Annotated in this window: 19 protein-coding genes; 9 read left to right on the forward strand and 10 right to left on the reverse strand. The window is 63.7% G+C overall.

What is annotated here, in order from left to right:
* Window positions 1–11: 11 nt before the first annotated feature.
* The 9 genes from Q0894_RS09210 to argC form a co-directional block, all read right to left on the reverse strand.
* On the reverse strand, window positions 12–929 hold the full coding sequence (locus Q0894_RS09210) for a ParB/RepB/Spo0J family partition protein (RefSeq protein WP_299234161.1): 918 nt from the start codon (window positions 927–929) through the stop codon (window positions 12–14).
* Between the two features lie 36 nt (window positions 930–965).
* Window positions 966–1,736, reverse strand: a complete 771-nt coding sequence (locus Q0894_RS09215) for a ParA family protein (protein WP_195688666.1) — start codon at window positions 1,734–1,736, stop codon at window positions 966–968.
* A gap of 31 nt (window positions 1,737–1,767) precedes the next feature.
* A complete protein-coding gene (gene rsmG / locus Q0894_RS09220; RefSeq protein WP_299234167.1) occupies window positions 1,768–2,418 on the reverse strand; it encodes a 16S rRNA (guanine(527)-N(7))-methyltransferase RsmG in 651 nt (216 codons plus the stop codon).
* Window positions 2,415–4,319, reverse strand: a complete 1,905-nt coding sequence (mnmG, locus tag Q0894_RS09225) for a tRNA uridine-5-carboxymethylaminomethyl(34) synthesis enzyme MnmG (RefSeq protein WP_299234170.1) — start codon at window positions 4,317–4,319, stop codon at window positions 2,415–2,417. Before mnmG ends, rsmG begins: the two co-directional genes overlap by 4 nt.
* Window positions 4,320–4,879: 560 nt before the next feature.
* The gene (locus tag Q0894_RS09230) at window positions 4,880–5,647 is read right to left on the reverse strand and encodes an amino acid ABC transporter ATP-binding protein (RefSeq protein ID WP_299234173.1); all 768 of its coding nucleotides are present in this window, start codon (window positions 5,645–5,647) and stop codon (window positions 4,880–4,882) included.
* Between the two features lie 33 nt (window positions 5,648–5,680).
* Window positions 5,681–6,352, reverse strand: coding sequence for an amino acid ABC transporter permease (locus Q0894_RS09235; RefSeq protein ID WP_299234177.1), 672 nt, complete (start codon window positions 6,350–6,352; stop codon window positions 5,681–5,683).
* Between the two features lie 110 nt (window positions 6,353–6,462).
* Window positions 6,463–7,251 (reverse strand): transporter substrate-binding domain-containing protein, encoded by a 789-nt coding sequence (locus Q0894_RS09240; protein ID WP_299234180.1) that lies wholly within the window; start codon window positions 7,249–7,251, stop codon window positions 6,463–6,465.
* 112 nt (window positions 7,252–7,363) lie between these two features.
* Window positions 7,364–7,717, reverse strand: coding sequence for an iron-sulfur cluster insertion protein ErpA (gene erpA / locus Q0894_RS09245; protein WP_299234183.1), 354 nt, complete (start codon window positions 7,715–7,717; stop codon window positions 7,364–7,366).
* A 294-nt stretch (window positions 7,718–8,011) separates the two neighbouring features.
* Complete coding sequence (gene argC, locus Q0894_RS09250) at window positions 8,012–9,046, reverse strand: N-acetyl-gamma-glutamyl-phosphate reductase (protein WP_299234186.1); 1,035 nt, start codon at window positions 9,044–9,046, stop codon at window positions 8,012–8,014.
* A gap of 108 nt (window positions 9,047–9,154) precedes the next feature.
* On the opposite strand from argC, the gene Q0894_RS09255 reads away from it, so the two are divergent.
* From Q0894_RS09255 to rlmJ, 9 genes are all read left to right on the forward strand, one after another.
* On the forward strand, window positions 9,155–11,017 hold the full coding sequence (locus Q0894_RS09255) for a chloride channel protein (protein WP_299234189.1): 1,863 nt from the start codon (window positions 9,155–9,157) through the stop codon (window positions 11,015–11,017).
* A gap of 38 nt (window positions 11,018–11,055) precedes the next feature.
* Window positions 11,056–11,487, forward strand: a complete 432-nt coding sequence (gene hemJ / locus Q0894_RS09260; RefSeq protein ID WP_299234191.1) for a protoporphyrinogen oxidase HemJ — start codon at window positions 11,056–11,058, stop codon at window positions 11,485–11,487.
* A gap of 11 nt (window positions 11,488–11,498) precedes the next feature.
* Window positions 11,499–12,332: a hydroxymethylpyrimidine/phosphomethylpyrimidine kinase gene (locus Q0894_RS09265; RefSeq protein ID WP_299234193.1), complete on the forward strand. Its 834-nt coding sequence runs from the start codon at window positions 11,499–11,501 to the stop codon at window positions 12,330–12,332.
* 124 nt (window positions 12,333–12,456) lie between these two features.
* Window positions 12,457–13,749 (forward strand): glutamate-1-semialdehyde 2,1-aminomutase, encoded by a 1,293-nt coding sequence (hemL, locus tag Q0894_RS09270; protein WP_299234196.1) that lies wholly within the window; start codon window positions 12,457–12,459, stop codon window positions 13,747–13,749.
* A 33-nt stretch (window positions 13,750–13,782) separates the two neighbouring features.
* On the forward strand, window positions 13,783–15,042 hold the full coding sequence (locus tag Q0894_RS09275; protein ID WP_299234198.1) for a bifunctional aminoglycoside phosphotransferase/ATP-binding protein: 1,260 nt from the start codon (window positions 13,783–13,785) through the stop codon (window positions 15,040–15,042).
* A 10-nt stretch (window positions 15,043–15,052) separates the two neighbouring features.
* Window positions 15,053–15,667, forward strand: coding sequence for an RdgB/HAM1 family non-canonical purine NTP pyrophosphatase (gene rdgB / locus Q0894_RS09280; RefSeq protein WP_299234200.1), 615 nt, complete (start codon window positions 15,053–15,055; stop codon window positions 15,665–15,667).
* On the forward strand, window positions 15,667–16,848 hold the full coding sequence (hemW, locus tag Q0894_RS09285) for a radical SAM family heme chaperone HemW (RefSeq protein WP_299234204.1): 1,182 nt from the start codon (window positions 15,667–15,669) through the stop codon (window positions 16,846–16,848). Before rdgB ends, hemW begins: the two co-directional genes overlap by 1 nt.
* 92 nt (window positions 16,849–16,940) lie before the next feature.
* Window positions 16,941–17,618, forward strand: coding sequence for an OmpA family protein (locus tag Q0894_RS09290; protein WP_299234207.1), 678 nt, complete (start codon window positions 16,941–16,943; stop codon window positions 17,616–17,618).
* 88 nt (window positions 17,619–17,706) lie between these two features.
* On the forward strand, window positions 17,707–18,555 hold the full coding sequence (rlmJ, locus tag Q0894_RS09295) for a 23S rRNA (adenine(2030)-N(6))-methyltransferase RlmJ (RefSeq protein WP_299234210.1): 849 nt from the start codon (window positions 17,707–17,709) through the stop codon (window positions 18,553–18,555).
* 20 nt (window positions 18,556–18,575) lie between these two features.
* On the opposite strand, the gene Q0894_RS09300 is transcribed toward rlmJ, so the two are convergent.
* Window positions 18,576–19,721 (reverse strand): iron-containing alcohol dehydrogenase, encoded by a 1,146-nt coding sequence (locus tag Q0894_RS09300; protein ID WP_299234213.1) that lies wholly within the window; start codon window positions 19,719–19,721, stop codon window positions 18,576–18,578.
* Window positions 19,722–19,737 lie beyond the last annotated feature (16 nt).

Raw genomic sequence — 19,737 nt, forward strand, 5'->3', positions numbered from 1 at the left:
TGCCGGCTCGACTACCGAATATGTTCCAGAATGCCGTCCAGTTCATCGAGGCTCGAGTAGCGGATGGTCACTCGCCCCTTGCCGCCACGGCCATGCTGGATCTTCACCGGGGCGCCGAGAAGTTCGCCCAGTCGAGTTTCCAGCCGGGTGACATCCGGGCTGGGCGGTGTCGGCTCGGCCTTGCCGGGCTGCCCCTCGGCAAGCCGCTTCGCCAGTGCCTCGGTAGCACGCACGGTCAGATCCTGATTGACTACCTCATGGGCGGCCTTGCGCTGCTTGGCAGCCGGCAGGACCAGCAGGGCACGTGCATGCCCCATGTCGAGGTCGCCACGCTCCAGCAGGGTCTGCACCTCGGGGTCGAGGGCCAGCAGCCGCAGCAGGTTGGTGACCTGGGTGCGGGACTTGCCCACCGCGTCGGCCACCTGCTGCTGGGTAAGCTCGAACTCCTCCAGCAGCCGCTTGAGCGCCAGCGCCTCCTCGACCGGATTGAGGTTCTCGCGTTGTATGTTCTCGATCAGCGCCAGGGCCAGCGCGACCTCATCGCTTACCTCGCGGACCACCGCGGGAATGACATCGAGTTCGGCCAGTTGGGCGGCACGCCAGCGGCGCTCCCCGGCGATGATCTCGTAGCGGTCCTTGGCCACCGGACGCACCACGATGGGCTGCATGACCCCCTGGGCTCGAATCGAGTCGGCCAGCTCTTCCAGCGCCTCGGGCTGAATATCGCGGCGTGGTTGATACTTCCCGCGGGAAAGCTGGCCCAGCGGCAGACGCTCGAGACGCTCGGCCGGCTCCGGCTCGGTGGCTGGATTGCTCGTCACTTCATCGTCAACAAGTTCCACCTCGGGCAGATCGAGGCTCTCGCGGCGGCGGGCATTACCACCGATCAGGGCATCCAGGCCGCGTCCCAGGGCGCGTTTACGCGTCATCGACTTTCCCTCATCACTGATGTTGCACAACAGGAGTTACAGCGACAGGCGCCGAATCAGTTCCTTGGCCAGCACCCGGTGGGCCTGGCTCCCCCGCGAGAAGCGCGCATACTTGGTTACCGGCAGCCCATGGCTGGGCGCCTCGGCGACCCGCACGTTACGGGGAATGGTGGCCTTGAGCAGGGTCTCGCCGAAGTAGTCGCGCAGCTGCTTGGTGATGTCGCGGGTCAGGCTGTTACGGGCATCGAACATGGTACGCAGGATGCCGAATATCTCGAGTCCGGGGTTCACGCTGTCCTTGATCTGCTCCACGGTGTCGAGCAGCGCGGAGAGCCCCTCCAGGGCGTAGAACTCGCACTGCAGCGGAATCAGCACCCCATGGGCCGCGGTCAGGCCATTGACGGTCAGCATGTTGAGCGACGGGGGGCAGTCGATCAGCACCACGTCATACTCGTCTGCCACTGCCGACAGGGCGTTCTCCAGGCAGCGTTCGCGTCCCGCCTCTCTGTCCAGCAAGGCGACCTCGGCAGCGGTCAGGTCACCGTTGCCCGGCAGCAGGGCATAGCCCGCCTCGGGACAGTCGAGGATCACCCCGGTGGCATCACGCTCGCCGAGCAACACCTCCAGCACGCTGCCATCCAGGTCATGCTTGTCGATGCCACTGCCCATGGTCGCATGGCCCTGAGGGTCGAGATCGACCAGCAGCACGCGGCGATCCAGGGCCGCCAGGCTGGCGGCGAGATTGACCGCGGTGGTGGTCTTGCCGACGCCACCTTTCTGGTTGGTCAGGGCGATGATCTTGGTCACGGGCAGCTCCGTTGCGGGGAAACGCGGGTTGTCAGGGTGCCGGGGCTTGGGTCCGGCGCTCTAGTACCACCAGCAGGCGAGTGCCGACCTCGTAGGGCACCTCGAGGCGGTGACGGGCCACCGGGATGATCTCCGCCGGCAGCTCGGCCAGCTCCTCGTCCACGGCGGGGCCCTTCATGGCCAGCCATTGGCCACCGGCCACCACTCGCTCACGGGTCAGCGCGACGAAATCGCCAAGACTGGCGAACGCTCGGGAGATCACCTGATCATAGCGCTCCTCGAAGGCCTCTATCCGCGCCTGTTCCGGCGTTACATTAGTGAGCCCCAGCTCCATCGCCGCCTGACGCTGGAAGCGAACCTTCTTGCCGTTGCTGTCGAGCAGAGTCACCTGGAGATCAGTCCTGAGGATCGCCAGCACCAGCCCGGGAAAGCCCGGCCCGGCGCCCACGTCCAGCAGTGTTCGCCCGTTCACGTAGGGCAGCACTGCGGCGCTGTCCAGCAGGTGGCGCGAGACCATCTCCTCGGCCGAGCGTATCGCGGTGAGGTTATAGGCGCGGTTCCACTTGTGCAACAACCCCACCAGCGCGAGCAGCTGGCGACGCTGCTCGGGGTCGACGCTGATCTCCAGCTGCTTGAGCCCCTCGTCGAGTCTCGTCTCCACCATGCCCTGTGACTCCGTCATGCATTGGCCGCCTTGTTATCCTCGAGGAGTCTACGCTTCTTGAGGTGAATCAGCAGGATCGATATCGCTGCCGGTGTGATACCGGAGATTCGCGAGGCCTGGGCAAGCGTCTCGGGACGCGCCTCCTCCAGCTTCTGACGAATCTCATGCGACAGCCCATCGACCCGGGTGTAGTCGAGATCAGCAGGCAACGGTGTCGCCTCATGGCGCTTCAGCTTGGCGATCTCATCGCGCTGGCGGTCGATATACCCCTGGTACTTGGCCTGGATCTGCACCTGCTCGGCCACTGCCTCGTCGCTTACCGACTGACCGTCGATGCCCGGAAGCCCCGCCACATCGCCATAGCCGAGTTCGGGACGTTTGAGCAGGTCCATCAGGCTGTACTCCCGAGTCAGCGCCTTGCCGGTCTTCTCGGTGATGATACCCGCCGCGATACTGTCGGGCTGGACCCAGCTAGCCTTGAGCCGAGCGCTCTCACGCTCGATGGCCTCGCGCTTCTCGCTGAAGGCCGCCCAGCGTACGTCATCCACCAGCCCGAGCTTGCGGCCCATCTCGGTGAGACGAAGGTCGGCGTTGTCTTCGCGAAGCAGCAGGCGGTACTCGGCGCGGGAGGTGAACATCCGGTAAGGCTCCCGGGTGCCGAGCGTAATCAGGTCATCCACCAGCACGCCGAGATAGGCCTCATCGCGTCCGGGGCACCAGGTATCGAGCCCCTGTGCACGGCGGGCGGCATTGAGGCCCGCCAGCAGTCCCTGGGCACCGGCCTCCTCGTAGCCGGTGGTGCCATTGATCTGCCCGGCGAAGAACAGGTTGGAGATGAACCGGGTCTCCAGTGAATGCCTGAGGTCGCGCGGGTCGAAGAAGTCGTACTCGATGGCGTAGCCGGGCCGGGTGATATGAGCATTCTCGAGGCCCTTCATGGAGCGGACGACCTGCAGCTGCACATCGAAGGGCAGTGAAGTCGAGATGCCATTGGGGTAGAGCTCATGGGTATCGAGCCCCTCGGGCTCGATGAAGACCTGATGGCTTGCCTTATCGGCGAAACGGTGGACCTTGTCCTCGATGGAGGGGCAGTAGCGTGGACCGACCCCCTCGATCGTGCCGGAGTACATCGGCGAACGATCGAGGTTGGCATGGATGATCTCGTGGCTACGCTCGTTGGTATGGGCGATGTGACAGCTTACCTGCCGGGGGTGCTGCTCACGGCTGCCCATGAACGACATTACCGGGGTGGGCGAATCACCCGGCTGCTCCTCCAGCTGGGAGAAGTCCAGGCTGCGCGCATCGAGGCGCGGGGGGGTGCCGGTCTTGAGGCGATCAACCCGGAATGGCAGGGCACGCAGACGATCGGCCAGGCGGTTAGAGGGCGGATCACCGGCACGGCCTCCGAGGGTGCTGTCGAGTCCGATATGGATGACGCCACCGAGGAAGGTACCGGTGCACAGCACCACGGTTTCGCCGTGAAAACGAATACCGGTCTCGGTGACCACCCCGCGTACCTGGTCATTATCCACGATCAGGTCACCGGCGGCCTGCTGGAACAGCGTCAGGTTCGGCTGATTTTCCAGCAAGCTACGAATGGCCGCCTTGTAGCGCACCCGGTCGGCCTGGGCACGGGTGGCCCGCACGGCAGGCCCCTTGCGGGCATTCAGCACGCGGAACTGGATGCCTCCCAGGTCGGTGGCCAGTGCCATGGCTCCGCCCAGGGCATCGATCTCCTTGACCAGATGGCTCTTGCCGATACCCCCGATGGCCGGATTGCAGGACATCTGCCCGAGGGTCTCGATGTTGTGGGTCAGCAGCAGGGTTCGAGAGCCCATGCGAGCAGCGGCCAGGGCGGCTTCGGTTCCCGCATGGCCGCCGCCGATGACGATGACGTCGAAGCGGTCGGGGTAATCCAAGGTGCACCTCATTGGCGCCACGGCGCCTGTCTTGCGAACTAGGGATGAAATCAGCCCGCCAGTATAAACCTCCTGTGGGTAATCGTCAGGGTTTTCCACACCCTGGCCGCCAGCGTGGTCTTCCCCTCACACCCCTATTAATTAATATCAGTATATAAATAAAGAAGTTCTGTAATGGTTGTAACTACTGGTGTGGACAATTTCTGTGGATAACCGTTTCCTCTCCTTGCTGCTTAGTGACTTGCATTGTTGACCACGGCGAGGAGAAGAGGCTCACAACCTGCGGATGAGCGGCCGAAAGCCTGTGGGTGAAGTGCCGGCTTGTCCACAACGGTAACCCTTCACCGCTTTTCCACCGTCAGCTACCTGGCTTGTGCCCGCGCCTGTGAACAACCGTCGCAGTTATCCACGAGCCCCTCAGGCGCGGGCCCTGTAGCCGAAATTCAGGGCATCAGAAGAAATTCTGTCCACAGTCAAAAAAATGGCCCAGCCGCGATGCGGCTGGGCCATTTTTTCCTCACGAGCAGGGCTCATGAACAGGTCTTATAGACAGGACAGTCTCAGTGCTTGAGCACCCGCGAGAGGAAGCTGCGGGTACGCTCATCGTTCGGGTTATCGAAGATCTTCTCGGGGGGCGCCACCTCGGCGATCTCACCCTTATGGACATAGATGACCCGATCGGCGACCTCCCGAGCGAACCCCATCTCATGGGTGACGATGATCATGGTCATGCCTTCCCGGGCCAACTCACGCATGGCGTCGAGCACCTCGCCGATCATCTCGGGGTCGAGTGCGGAAGTCGGCTCGTCGAACAGCATCAGCCGTGGTTCCATGGCCAGTGCCCTGGCCAGGGCAACACGCTGTTGCTGGCCACCGGAGAGCTGGGTCGGATACTTCTCGGACTGATCGGCGATCCCGACGCGCTGAAGCAGACGTTCGGCGGTTTCCACCGCATCCTCCTCGCTCCAGCCACGCACCTTCATGGGGGCCAGGGTGACGTTGTCGCGCACGCTCAGATGGGGAAAGAGGTTGAATTGCTGGAACACCATGCCCACCTCCGTGCGGATCCTCTGCAGCGCGCGGCCGCTCTTGCCGTGGGGAGTGAGCTCGTTGCCGTCCACATCGATATGGCCGTCCTGAAACTCCTCCAGGCCATTGATGCAGCGAATCAGGGTCGACTTTCCAGAGCCACTGGCGCCGATGATCACCACCACCTCACCGGGCATGACCTCCAGGTCGATGTCCTTCAGAACGTGCAGATTGCCGAAGTGCTTGTTGACCTTCTCCATGCGTACGATGGCGGAGGTCGTCTTCTCTTTCTGGGTCATGTGTTGGGCCTCACTTGCTCTTTGTTAAACCCGTCACTGGCCGACCAGGCCGCGACGCTCGAGCTGGCGCAGCAGGATCGACAGGGTCCAGGTGATGGCCAGATAGAGCATTGCCACCATCAGGTAGACCTCCATGGCGGTGAAGGTGGTGGCGATATAGATCTGGCCCTGTCGCACCAGCTCGCCGACCCCGATCACGGAGAACAGCGAGGTATCCTTGATGCTGATGATCGCCTGGTTGCCTAGTGGCGGGATCATGCGACGCAGGGCCTGAGGCCAGATCACGTAACGGAATGCCTGGGTACGCGACAGCCCAAGAGAGAGTGAGGCTTCGCGCTGGCCACGTTCGATGGACTGCACGCCACCCCGAACGACCTCGGAGATGTAGGCACCGGAGTTGACGGCGATGGCGGCAATGCCGGCGGTCAGGGCATTGATCGGTTCACCGAGAATCTGCGGCAGGCCGTAGAAGATGAACAGTACCTGCACCAGGATCGGGGTGCCCCGAAACACTTCGATATAGAAGATGGCGGGCAGGCGCAGCCAGAAGACCGGGCTGATGCGCATAAGGCCGAAGACGATGCCGATCACGAAGCCGATGGCGAGACCGCCGAATGAGATCAACAGCGTCCAGGGAACGCCCGGCAACAGGTGTGGTATCGAGCTGAAGGCGGCCGCCCAGTCGAATTGAAAGGTCACGTCCACGAGAAGTTCTCCGGGAGTGTTAAACGACACGGGGCCGGGTGGTCATGCCGCCCGGCCCCGCGAATACTCGCGTCGCCCTGGGGGCGACGATATCGGGAGGGGGAGCTGCCTCAGTCGTCGCTGGGCGCCTCGCCGAACCACTTGGTGTAGATCTCTTCGTAGGTGCCATCTTCCTGCATCGCGGCCAGTGCCTCGTTGACCGGCTCTACCCACTCGCTGCCCTTGTGGAAGACGATGCCATACTGCTGCCCCTCGTAGAGGGGGCCGACCACCTTGGTACGTCCCTCACCGCGGGTCTGGGCGAAGTAGCCAACGTTGGGCGCATCGTAGAAGGTGGCATCGACATTGCGGCCGAGCAGTGCCATGTACATGTCGGAAGTGCCTGGATAGGGTGTGATCTCGGCGCTGTCGCCCAGCTTTTCCTGGAGGAAATCGTAGCTGGTGGAGCCGATCTTGGTGGCCACGGTCAGGCCTTCGAGATCCTCTAGGCTCTCCACCTCGTCGTTATCCGCACGCACCATGATGCGCAGGCCGGAGTCGTAGTAAGGATCGGAGAAGTCGACGATCTCCGCGCGCTCTTCGGTGATGGTCACACCGGCGATGGCGATCTCCTGGCTGCCGGTCTGGATCGCCGGGATGATGCCATTGAACTCCATGGTGGTCAGGTTGACCTCGAAGCCGGCACGGTCGGCCACTTCATGGATGATGTCCATATCGAAGCCGACCATCTCGCCGGTCTCGGTATCCAGCATCTCGAAGGGGACGAAACTGGGGTCGGTGACCACGTTGACAGTGGTGTCCTGGGCCAGGGCGGAGCCGGCCAGACCACTGCCCAGCGCCAGGGCGCTTGCCATAAGGGTCTGTTTCAGGAAGGGTGAAGCCTTAGTGCTTTTCTTCATGGGGTTCCCCTGTTCTTGGGACTTTTCTGTGGGACTCGCCGTGTCAACCTTGGCGAGATTCCTACAGAGCGTCAAGTTGGGGAATCTCACGCTCCACACCAGCGGAGCGGTGTTACACCATGAAGGAGGCTCCACAGCCACAGGTGGTGCTGGCGTTGGGGTTCTGAACCAGGAAGCGAGCGCCGGCCAGCCCCTCCTCGTAGTCGACGGTGGAGCCCACCAGATACTGGTAGGAGAGAGGGTCGACCACCAGCGCCACGTCACCGAACGCAATGACGGTATCGTCCTCGGTGATGTCGTCGGCGAAGTCGAAGCCATACTGGAAGCCCGAGCAGCCGCCACCGGTAACATAGACGCGCAGCTTCAGCTCGCTGTTGCCCTGTTCCGCGATCAGCGCGCGCAGCCGGGCCCGTGCGCTGTCGGATAGCATCAGAGGCGTGGGGACGAAGGATTCGGCTTCGCTCATGGTGGACTCCAGGGGATGGAAGTGTGACCGGTCATTATCCGCAAACCCCAGCAAAAGGGTCAACTTCTCAGGACTATCGCAGTTACCGGAGTCAAGGGCGCTGGGGACAAGCCGAAGAGGAGGTCCTACGCCAGGGAAGGCGTCGGTAGCGCCCAGGGAGGGGTTCACAGCGCCTCCTCGTCGGTCCGGCGCTCCGGGGCTCCGGGGCTTGTCGCCAAATCAGCCCCGAGCTACCGAGCTGTCAAGTTATCTGCGATAGCTCTGGTCAACCTCTGCCGGGAAGGCGGGAAGGGATCAGGGCATCAGCGCGGGGGCGGCGAGCCCGGCGTTCTCGTCGAAGCCAAACATCAGGTTGAGGTTGTGGATCGCCTGGCCTGAGGCGCCCTTGACGAGGTTATCGATCACCGAGAGCACGACCACGGTATCGCCGTCGCCGGGGCGGTGCACGGCGAGTCGACAAAGGTTGGCACCCTTGACGCTGCGGGTTTCCGGGTGGCTACCCGGCGGCATCACATCGACGAAGGGCTCGTTTGCAAAGCGTTGTTCGAACAGCCCCTGTAGGTCGTCGTGACTGCCGGTGAGGCGGCCGTAGAGGGTGGCATGGATACCGCGAATCATTGGCGTCAGATGGGGCACGAAGGTCAATCCTACCGCCCGGCCCGCGGCATCGCCCAGGCCCTGGCGGATTTCCGGCAGGTGGCGATGGCCGCTGGCGCCATAGGCCTTCATGGATTCGCTGGCCTCGGCCAGCAGCGAGGGCACCTTGGCGCCGCGGCCAGCACCGGTGACACCGGACTTGCAGTCGGCAATGATACGTTCGACATCGATCAGGCCGGCCTCGAGCAACGGCAGCAGGCCGAGCTGGACGGCGGTGGGATAGCAGCCGGGTACGGCGATCAGGCGTGCCTCACGAATCCTGTCACGATTGACTTCGGGTAGGCCATACACCGCCTCGTCGAGCAGTGCCGGTGCTCCATGGGGCTGGCCATACCACTCGGCCCACTCCGTGGCATCACGCAGGCGGAAGTCGGCGGAAAGATCGATGACGCGAGTGCCCTGCTCGAGCAGCTCACCGGCCAAGGCGTGGGCCACGCCGTGGGGTGTGGCGAAGAACACGGCATCGCAGGCGCCGAGACGCTTCGCATCGGGTTCGCTGAAGGTCAGGTCGTCATAGTGACCACGCAGATTGGGATAGAGATCGGTGACGCACTGGCCCGCCTCGGAGCGTGAGGTAATGGCCTCGATCTCCACCTGGGGATGCTGGGCCAGCAGCCTGAGCAGTTCGACGCCGGTATACCCGGTGCCGCCGACGATTCCGACCTTGATCACGTAAGCCTCCTTGGATTGATGAGTGCCGGGCTGTCAACGCCCCGCTGGGGTATGATACACAGGTGAAAGACCGGAAGGTTGTCACTCAGTCGTAAAGGAAACCACGACGTGCCGCGTTTGCCACGCTTCAATGTCGGCCAAGGACTGGAGCGCTTTCGCCACCAGCTTGCCAATGTGGATGCCCTGCCGCAACTCTGCGTCCTGGGTGTTGTGGCGGGAGTGCTGACTGGCGTCCTGATGGTGGGGTTTCGCAGTCTGCTGGAGCTGGGTGGACTGTGGCTCTTCCCCGCCGACAGTCCCGAGGCTTTCGAGCCCATTCCACCGGTGCTGCGCAGCCTGATGCCGCTGGGGGCGGCGCTGCTGATCGGGCTGTGGATGTGGTCGATTCCCCCGGCTGGCCGTCAGGTGGGGGTCGTTCACGTGATCGACCGTCTGACCTACCATCAGGGACGCTTTCCGCTGCGTAACTGGCTGACCCAATGGGTGGTAGGCCTGATCTCGGTGCTGGGGGGGCTCTCCGCCGGTCGCGAGGGACCGGCCATTCACCTCGGGGCTGCCGCTTCCAGCGGCCTGGGCCAGCGCCTGCGACTGCCCCATAACAGTCTGCGTGTGCTGGTCGCCTGTGGTACGGCGGCCGGTATCGCCGCCTCCTTCAATACTCCGATTGCCGGTGTCATCTTCGCCATGGAAGTGGTGATGATGGAGTACACCATCATCGGCTTCATGCCGGTTATCCTGGCCTCCACCATGGGTGCTGTGGTGGCTCAGATGGTCTATGGCCCCGACCCTGCGATCTTCGTGCCCGACCTGCATCTCAACTCGCTGCTCGACCTGCCGTGGATCATCGTCAGTGCCCTTGTCATTGGCCTGCTCGCCGGCCTGTTCGTGAGAGTCTCGCGGCTGGGTGATCGCCTGGAGCCTCTGCCCATGGCGCTGCGCTTCCTGATGGCAGGCGGTGCCGTGGCCGTCGTGGCCTGGTGGTATCCCCAGGTACAGGGCATGGGCTACGACACCCTGCAGGCTACTCTCAGCGGTTCGGTGGCGGTGGATGTGTTGATCGCCGTGGCGATCGGCAAGCTGTTGCTTACCGCCGGCACCGTGGCCTGCGGAATCCCGGTCAGCATCATCGGGCCGGTACTGGTGATCGGTGGGGCAGCCGGTGCGCTGTGTGGCATGGCGGGTCACTGGCTTCTGCCCATCGAGGCATCCGACCCGGCGCTATTCGCCATGCTGGGCATGGCGGCGATGATGGGGGCGGTACTGCAGGCGCCACTGGCGGCACTGATGGCGCTGCTCGAGCTGACTCATAACCCCAATATCATCCTTCCCGGCATGCTGGCGGTGGTGATCTCCTGCCTGACCTCGCGACAGCTATGCCGCTGTGGTGGCTTCTTTCTCAGCGTTAAGCGTCAGGGTCTGCATCCCCTGCAGCAACCCCTGATGCAGGCGCTCTCGCGGGTCTCGGTACCGGCGGTGATGGATCGTCGGCTGGAGCGTACCCAGCGCATGGTGACCCAGGAGAAGGCGCGAGCGCTGCTGACGTCTGAACCGGTGTGGATCCTGATCGAGCGTTCCAGCGACGAAAAGCCGATACTGGCGCTCAAGGCAGCGGATCTGGCTCGCTGGCTCACTGCCCAGGAAGAGACCGCCCTGGAAGAGAAGGAGAATGAAGAATCACTCCTCGAGGTCGAGGAGGTCAAAGAGCGACAGGGTCGCAGTAAGGAAACACCGAAAGAAAGAAGCAGGGCCAAGAGTGAACCACCCCTGGTGGACCTGCTGGAGATACCCGGCGAGCGCCTGGAGCTTGCCCCGATCGGGTTGCAGGCCACGCTCTCCGAGGCGTTCAACAAGCTCAACGACTCGATGCTCGATGCGCTCTATGTCGAGCATGGTCATCGGCCGAAGCAGAAGCGCATTTCCGGTATCATCACCCGTGGCGCCATCGAACGCTTCTATCGCGTCGGTAGCTGACGCCACCCATCACCTCATCGGTCTCGCAAGGAACTCCCATGTATCTGTGGTTCAAGGCCCTGCATCTCATCGCCATGGTGACCTGGTTTGCCGCCATGTTCTATCTGCCCCGGCTCTATGTGTATCACGCCATGGCGCGTGACCGGGGGGAGCAGCAGGCAATCGATCACTTCCTGGTCATGGAGCGCAAGCTCTATCGCGGCATCATGACCCCCTCCATGATTGCCGTGCTGCTGTTCGGCGGCATCATGCTGGTGCTCAACCCCGGCTGGCTGACTCAGGGGTGGATCCATGCCAAGCTGCTGCTGGTGGCACTGCTGGTCGGCTATCACCATGTCTGTTTGATCTATTTGAAGCAGTTTGCCGAGGCACGCTGCCGACGTGGTCATGTCTTCTTTCGCTGGTTCAACGAGCTGCCGGTGATCGCCCTGCTGATCATCATCTTCCTGGCCGTGCTCAAGCCGTTCTGATGGTAGGCAACGTGACACACGAACCCCATCTTCCGGTGGTGCTGGTACTGGCGGGTCATGACCCTACCGGCGGCGCTGGTCTGGTAGCCGACGCCGAGGCGGTGGCGGCTGGCGGGGGCTGGGCGCTTACCGTCCCCACGGCTCTGACCGTTCAATCCTGTACGGATGTCTCCAGGGTGTTGCCTGCCGACCCCGATGTCATGCGGGCCAGTGTCGCTGCCCTCGATGAGTTCGAGGTGGCGGCGATCAAGCTCGGCCTGGTGGCCGATCTGGTCACCCTGGATGCGGTCAGCGATATCCTCGAACGCTTTCCCGGGGTGCCGGTAGTGGCCGATCCAGTGCTACGCGCCGGCGGGGGAAGAGAGTTATCCACAATCGAGCTGATCGACGCCTACCGGGAACGGCTGCTGCCACGGGTGGATATCCTGACCCCCAACCGGGGTGAGCTGACGAGGCTGTCGCCGCAACTGTCCGAGGACACAGAGCGAGCCGTGGCGCTGATGCATCTTGGTTGTCAGGCGGTACTGGTGACCGGGACAGACGACCCCGTACCCGGCTCACCGGCGGATCGGGTGACACACACACTGCATGCCATTGACCAGAGTCGTCAGTGGAGCTGGCCGCGGCTGGCGGGGCAGTTTCATGGCTCCGGCTGCACCATGGCGGCCTTCCTGGCCACACGCCTGGCCCTTGGGGAGTCCTTGGTGGCGGCGTGTGAACAGGCCCAGGCCTTCACCTGGGAAGCCCTGTCGCACGGTTGGCGACCCGGCTCGGGCCAGGCGCTGCCGCGTCGCCTCTGGCACTTGCCGATGGCGACGCACCACGGATCGCCCGCTTCTTCCTGATGGGGGGATGGTCTTTGGCGACCGGAGCATCGAGAATGGGGGAATTGAAGACGTTTGCCACCTTTTCACCCCCTGTGAATAGCTTATCCAGAGAATTATCCACAGCTTCGAGGACAGATACGATATGACAACCTCCGCTCAGCTTTTCGCTCAGGCCTGTCGGCATATTCCCGGTGGCGTCAACTCGCCGGTGCGCGCCTTCAAGGGACTGCATCGCCCGCCGGTGTTCATGGAGCGCGCCCAGGGAGCCTATCTGTTCGATGTGGAGGGCCAGCGTTATGTGGATTACGTGGGCTCATGGGGGCCGATGATCACTGGTCATGCCGACCCCGATGTGCTGGGCGCGGTGCGCAGCCGCCTCGACAACGGCCTCTCCTTCGGGACCCCCACCGCCATCGAGACCACCATGGCGGATCTGATCTGCGAGATGATCCCCTCCATCGAGATGGTACGCATGGTCAACTCCGGTACCGAGGCCACCATGTCGGCGATCCGTCTGGCACGTGGCGTCACCGGACGCGACAAGATCGTCAAGTTCGAGGGCAACTACCACGGTCACTCCGACTCCCTGCTGGTCAAGGCAGGCTCGGGGGCACTGACCCACGGCGAACCCAGTTCTCCCGGGGTTCCCGCTTCCCTGGCCGAGCACACCATCACCCTGGCCTATAATGATGTCGAGGCCGTGGAGCAGTGCTTCGAGGAGATCGGCGATCAGGTAGCCTGCATCATCGTCGAGCCGGTGGCCGGTAATATGAACTGTATCCCCCCGCAGCCTGGCTTCCTGGAGTGCCTGCGTCGAGTCTGCAACGCCCACGACAGCGTGCTGATCTTCGACGAGGTGATGACCGGGTTCCGTGTGGCCATGGGGGGTGCACAGGCGCACTATGGCGTGCGCCCCGACCTGACCTGCCTGGGCAAGATCGTTGGCGGTGGCATGCCGGTGGGCGCCTTCGGCGGGAACGAGGCCCTCATGTCCAATATTTCGCCGCTGGGCTCCATCTATCAGGCGGGCACGCTATCCGGCAATCCGCTGGCCATGGCGGCGGGCATCGCACTCCTCGGCAAGCTGCGTGAGCCCGGCTTCCATGATGCCCTGGCACAGCGCGTCGATACCCTCTGCCACGGCCTGAAGGAGCGTGCCGATGCGGCAGGGGTGGAGATGATCACCCAGAGTGCCGGGGGCATGTTTGGTCTCTTCTTCACCGGCCAGAGCCGAGTCGACAACTTCGCTCAGGCCACCGCCTGTGATGCCGACGCCTTCCGCCGTTTCTTCTCGGCGATGCTCGACGAGGGTGTCTATCTCGCGCCGTCGGCCTACGAGGCGGGCTTCATGTCCAGCGCCCATACACCGGAGGATATCCAGTTCACCCTGGATGCCGCCGAGAAGGCCTTCGTGGCCATGCAGCGTCAGGACTGACGCACCAGCAAATCCACCACCGGGAGAATCTTTATGCGTCATACCCTGGACGCCGACAAGGCCGGCAGTGGCGAAAGTCTTGAACTGGAATCGCTTATCGATGCGCTGGTGGCCTATCATCGCGATGCGATATCCGACGACGCCGCGGCGCAGGATGCCGGTCGGCCAATGACGCTCGCCATGAAGGCCGAGCTGGCGGAGATTCGTGAGGCCCTGTGGGATGAAGGGGAGCGTAAGCGACTCGATCAGCTGGGCGAGTGGCTGGAGCAGGATCTGGTGCGTCTGACGCCCATCCTCGAGGCGCGTGCCCATCGTCGGGTGCCGAGCTGGGCGCTGCGCCATCCCGAAAGCCGCCTGTGCCACGCCGGCCGACCGCTGCTGGTCAATGCCATCGGACGTGACCTAGAGGTGCCGGGGGCCGATCTCGCCGATGACCCGGCCAGCGACCTGGCGGCGTTGCTGGTGGGCCTGGAGGGCCGCGAGACGCCGGAGTTGACGCGGCTGGCGCTGGACCGCTATCTGCGTCAGTCGGGGGACTATGAGCTCGCCCGTCTGCTTTCGCTGTTCGGAACCTGTCATGCCCTGACCGCGGCAAGACGCGCCTTGCGACGTCGACTCGCGGATGGTGTCGATTCGGAAAACTCCGCCCTGCTGGCCGAAAGCATGGCCGAATGCCGTCGTTACCTGGCTCTTGCCGAGTGGATCGCGGAGTTCCGTTTTCCTCCACTGGTGATAGCCGTGGGCGTCTCGGGCAGCGGCAAAAGCCGTTTTACTCGTGGACTGGTGACCGGCCTCGGTGCGATTCGTGTCAGCTCGGAGGCTGAGCGCCAGCGGCTCACACAGGCCGAGGAGAGCTCAGGCCATCCACAGGGTGACCCCGGCCAGACGGCTGTGGATATCTTCAGCGAGGCGGCCACGGCGGCGACCTATCGGAGGCTTGCCGCCTGTGCCGGCTATCTGCTCGATGCCGGCATTCCCGCCTGCGTGGATGCCACCTGCCTGACGCGTGCCCAACGCGATCAGCTGCGCCAGCAGGCCGAGGCGCGTGGCCTTCCCTGTCTGCTGGTCAGCTTCGAGGCCGATGATGCCACCCTGCGGCGGCGCATCGAGAAACGGGCCACGCGCCAGGGGGTCGCCCTCGAGGAGAGCCTGGCCGTACTGGCACGACAGCAGCAGCGATTCGAGCCGTTCGGCGACGAGGAGCGTCTACACCTGGTCCACCTCGATACCACCGCGGACAATGCCGCCGATACCCTGCTGGGGTTGATTGAGGAGCACGTGAAGCTTGCCTGAGAGAAACGTCATGATCACTCCCGCTCGCCTGGTACTTGCCAGCTGTAATGCCGGCAAGCTGCGTGAATTCGCCCAGCTGCTGGGGCCGCTGGGCTGCCAGGTATTCCCACAGTCGGACTTTGCCGTCGCCGAGGTGGAGGAGAGCGGCCTGACCTTCGTCGAAAACGCTCTATTGAAGGCGCGTGAGGCCAGTCGTGTCAGTGGCCTGCCGGCACTGGCCGATGATTCGGGCCTTGAGGTCGACGCCCTCGAGGGGGCACCCGGTATCTATTCGGCCCGCTATGCCGGCGAACCGAAGAGCGATGCGCGTAACAATGCGAAGCTGCTCGAGGCGCTAGCCGAGGTTCCCGAAGGGGCCCGCGATGCACGCTACTGGTGCGTACTCGTGTACCTTCGCCATCCCGAGGACCCGGTGCCGCTGATCGTGCAGCGTAGCTGGGAGGGGCAGATCCTCGCCCATCCACGTGGCGAGGGTGGCTTCGGTTATGATCCGCTGTTCTGGCTGCCCGATCAGGGCATGAGTGCCGCCGAACTGTCGGCGGCAGAGAAGAACCGCTTGAGTCACCGGGGGCGGGCGTTGCAGGCACTGGTCGAGCCGTTCCGGCGCGTCGGCGGGAGCCGCTGATGGCATTACCGCCTCCGGTGCTTCCACCCTTGGCACTCTATGTGCACGTTCCCTGGTGTGTGCGCAAGTGTCCCTACTGTGATTTCAACTCGCATGGCGTCGGCCGCGATGCCGGGCTGCCCGAGGAGGCCTATCTCGAGGCCTTGCTTGCCGATCTGGACGCCGACCTGCCGTTGGCGGGGGAGCGCGAGCTGGTCAGCCTCTTTATCGGTGGTGGCACGCCGAGTCTGCTCTCTTCAGGCTTCTATCGTCGCCTGCTGACGGGGGTGGCCCAGCGGCTGCCCCTGGCCCGCGATATCGAGATCACCCTCGAGGCCAATCCCGGCACTCTGGAGCGCGGTCGCTTCGCCGGCTACCGAGAGGCGGGCATCAACCGCCTCTCGCTGGGAATCCAGAGCTTCCAGGCGGCGCAACTCGAGGCGTTGGGCCGCATCCACAGTGGGGATGACGCCGAGGCCGCCTTTGCCGAAGCCCGCGAGGCCGGTTTCGACAACCTCAATGTCGACCTGATGCATGGGTTACCAGGCCAGACCCCCGAACAGGCGCTGCAGGATCTTGAGCGTGCTCAGGCGCTGGGACCCGAGCATCTCTCCTGGTATCAGCTTACCCTGGAGCCCAATACGGAGTTCTACCGCTATCCGCCGGCTCTGCCCGAGGAGGAAGCGCTTTGGGAAATTCAGGATCGGGGCCATGAGCGTCTCGAGGCTTCGGGTTATCACCGTTACGAGATCTCGGCCTATGCGAGAGAGGGACATCGATCGCGGCATAATCTCAACTACTGGCGGTTCGGTGACTACCTGGGCATCGGTGCCGGCGCCCATGGCAAGTTGAGCGTACCCGACGAGGAGGGCGGCTTGCGTATCGAACGCCGCTGGAAGAGTCGTCAGCCCGACTCCTATCTACGCCGGCGGCATGACCCGCGCGGCTTCGTTGCCGATGCGCATCGCGTCAGCGAAGCCGATCTGCCGCTGGAGTTCGCCATGAATGTCCTGCGACTCCCCGAGGGGGTGCCGATGGCACTCTGGCGTGAGTCCACCGGCCTACCGGAAGCCGTGCTGGCCGAACGTCTCACGACCGCCCGTGAAAAAGGAATGTTGATGGAAGCTGGCCACAGGCTTCAAGCTACTCCGCGAGGTCTACTATTCTTGAATGAATTGCTGGCATCGATCGACGAGCAGTGACGATGCCGCCCGTGTAAAGGCTCATCGCAACCTTTGCCCTTAAAGGCCCCATGGATGATTAACCGGGCCACCGAACCAAGGAGATAATCACGATGACCAAGCCATTCCGCCTTGTTGCCCCGCTGGCTGCCGCCGTTCTACTGGCGGGTTGTGCCACCACGGATCCCTACAGCGGTCAGACCAACCGCAACCAGACGGGGACCGGTGCCGCCATCGGCGCCGTGGTGGGGGCCGCCGCCGGTGCCCTGAGCGGTGACGGCAGCACCAGCCGCCGCGATCGTGCCCTGGTGGGTGCCGCCGTAGGTGCCGCCGCGGGTGCCGGTGTCGGTGCCTACATGGATCGTCAGGAGCAGCAGCTTCGCCAGAGCACCCAGGGCACTGGCATCGGTGTCGACCGTCGCGGTGACGATATCGTGCTGAACATGCCCAGTGAGGTAACCTTCGGCTTCGACTCCAGCGAACTGACGTCCAATGCGCGTAATGCCCTCAATGATGTGGCCAGGGTGCTGACCCAGTATGACGACACCCGCGTCAATATCGGTGGGCATACCGACAGCACAGGTGATGCCGGTTATAACCAGCGCCTCTCCGAACGTCGTGCCCAGGCCGTCGGCAACTACCTCTCCCAGGCCGGTGTGGCGAGTGGCCGCCTCAACATGACCGGCCACGGCGAGAACCAGCCGGTGGCCAACAACAATACTGAGCAGGGGCGTGCCCAGAACCGTCGGGTCGAGATTACCCTCTCTCCCATCCAGAGTCGCTTCGAGTAAGCGCTACCGCGACAGCGAGCGGTAACCCTTCGGGCTCGTCACTGGTGTGGCGAGCCCTTTCTCTTTCTGGCCGATTCGCGGACCCCCCATGCTCTCCTATCAACACGCCTATCATGCCGGCAACTTCGCCGACGTTCATAAACATTTGACTCTGTACGGGGTTGTTGAATATTTATTACGTAAAGAATCTCCTGTTACGTTCATAGATACTCACGCCGGTCGAGGCCTCTATCCTCTGGCCGCAGAGGAGACAGCTCGGCTACATGAGTACCGCCAGGGGGTTCTGCCTCTGTGGGAGTCCCGTGAATCGCTTTCATCGGATGGACTCCTGCATGACTGGCTGGCGGCACTGGCCGAGGTACAGTCGGATCCGTCATGGTTGAGCCATTACCCAGGGTCGCCCTGGTGGATGAGCCAGCGCCGGCGCTCCCAGGATCGTCACCTACTCTTCGAGCTGCATCCCGGGGAGCATGATCACCTGACGGACCAGGTGCTGGGGGACGCCGTTCGCACGATCCACGGCGATGGCTTGAGGGGGCTCGTGGAGCGCTTGCCGGTGAGGACGCCCCGTCTCTGTGTGCTGATCGACCCCAGCTACGAGCGCAAGCAGGAGTATGTCGAGGTGGCCGATACGCTGTCGGCGACTCTGCACAAGGCGCGTCATGCCGTGGTGCTGGTGTGGTACCCGCTGCTGCCAGCGGGGCGCCACAATGAGCTGCTCGAGGCCGTGAAGGCGCATGGTCTGCGCAAGGTATGGCGCAGCGAGTTCCTGCAGTATACCCCCAAGGAGGGCGAGCGCGGCATGTATGGCAGCGGCATGCTGGTGATCAATCCGCCCTGGGCGCTCGATAAGCGCCTGGCTGAGGCCATGGCGCGGGTAGCACCGCTGCTGTCGCGAGAGGCCCGCTACCAGGCCGACTGGTGGGTGGGCGAGTAGCGGGCAGAGAGTCGAAGGGATTACAGGCAGCGCCTGAACAGTGCCTCGAGGTTTTCCTGGGTCAGCACGATAGGGTTACCTCCGCAGCTGGGGTCCTGAAGGGCCATGCGGGTCAGCTCGTCGATGCGATCCTCGGTAACTCCTATCTCGGAGAGGGTGCGGGGAATGCCCAGCCGGTCGTTGAGCGTCTGAACAAAGGTACGGAAACCATCGAAACCGCCTTCGATGCCCAGGTAGGCAGCGGCCATGTCGAAGCGCTCGCGGATCGCCTCGGCGTTAAGATCGAGTACCGCCGGCATGCAGATGGCATTGGTGGTGCCATGGTGGCTGTTGAACAGGGCCCCGATGGGATGACTCATCGCATGGATGGCCCCCAGGCCTTTCTGAAAGGCGGTGGAGCCCATCATCGCCGCGCTCATCATCTGGCCGCGGGCCTCGATGTCGCCGCCATCGGCATAGGCGCGCGGCAGATACTCCTTGACCAGACGCATGCCCTCGAGGGCAATGCCCTGGCTCATGGGGTGATAGTGGGGGCTGGAGAATGCCTCGACGCAGTGTGCAAAGGCATCCAGACCGGTACCGGCTGTGATCGGCTTCGGCATGCCGACGGTGAGCTCGGGGTCACAGATCACCACCGAGGGTAGCACCCTGGGATGGAAGATGATCTTCTTCTCGTGAGTAAGGGAGTTGGTGATCACGCTGGCCCGCCCTACCTCTGAGCCGGTTCCGGCGGTGGTGGGCACCGCAATGATGGGGGCGATCGCCTCGGCGTCGGCACGGGTCCACCAGTCATCGATATCCTCGAAGTCCCACACCGGGCGCGTCTGGCCGGCCATGAAGGCTACCATCTTGCCCAGATCGAGCCCGGACCCCCCTCCAAAGGCAATGACACCGTCATGGTTGCCGTCCCGGTACGCCTCCACTCCGGCCGCCAGGTTGGTGTCATTGGGATTGGGGTCGACCTCGGCGAACAGCGCACCTCCGAGGCCGGCCGCCTCGAGGATATCCAGCGTGGCTTGAGTGATGGGCAGGGTGGCCAGTCCCCTGTCGGTTACCAGCAGGGGGCGGCGGATGCCGGCCTGGGCACAGGCCTCGGGTAGTTCGCCAATCCGCCCTGCGCCGAAGCGGATGGCGGTGGGGTAGGACCAGTTTCCCGTCAGCGTCATGTTGTTACCTTCCTCG

Origin of the sequence: uncultured Halomonas sp. (assembly GCF_947501415.1) — a bacterium.
Taxonomy (GTDB): Bacteria; Pseudomonadota; Gammaproteobacteria; order Pseudomonadales; family Halomonadaceae; genus Halomonas.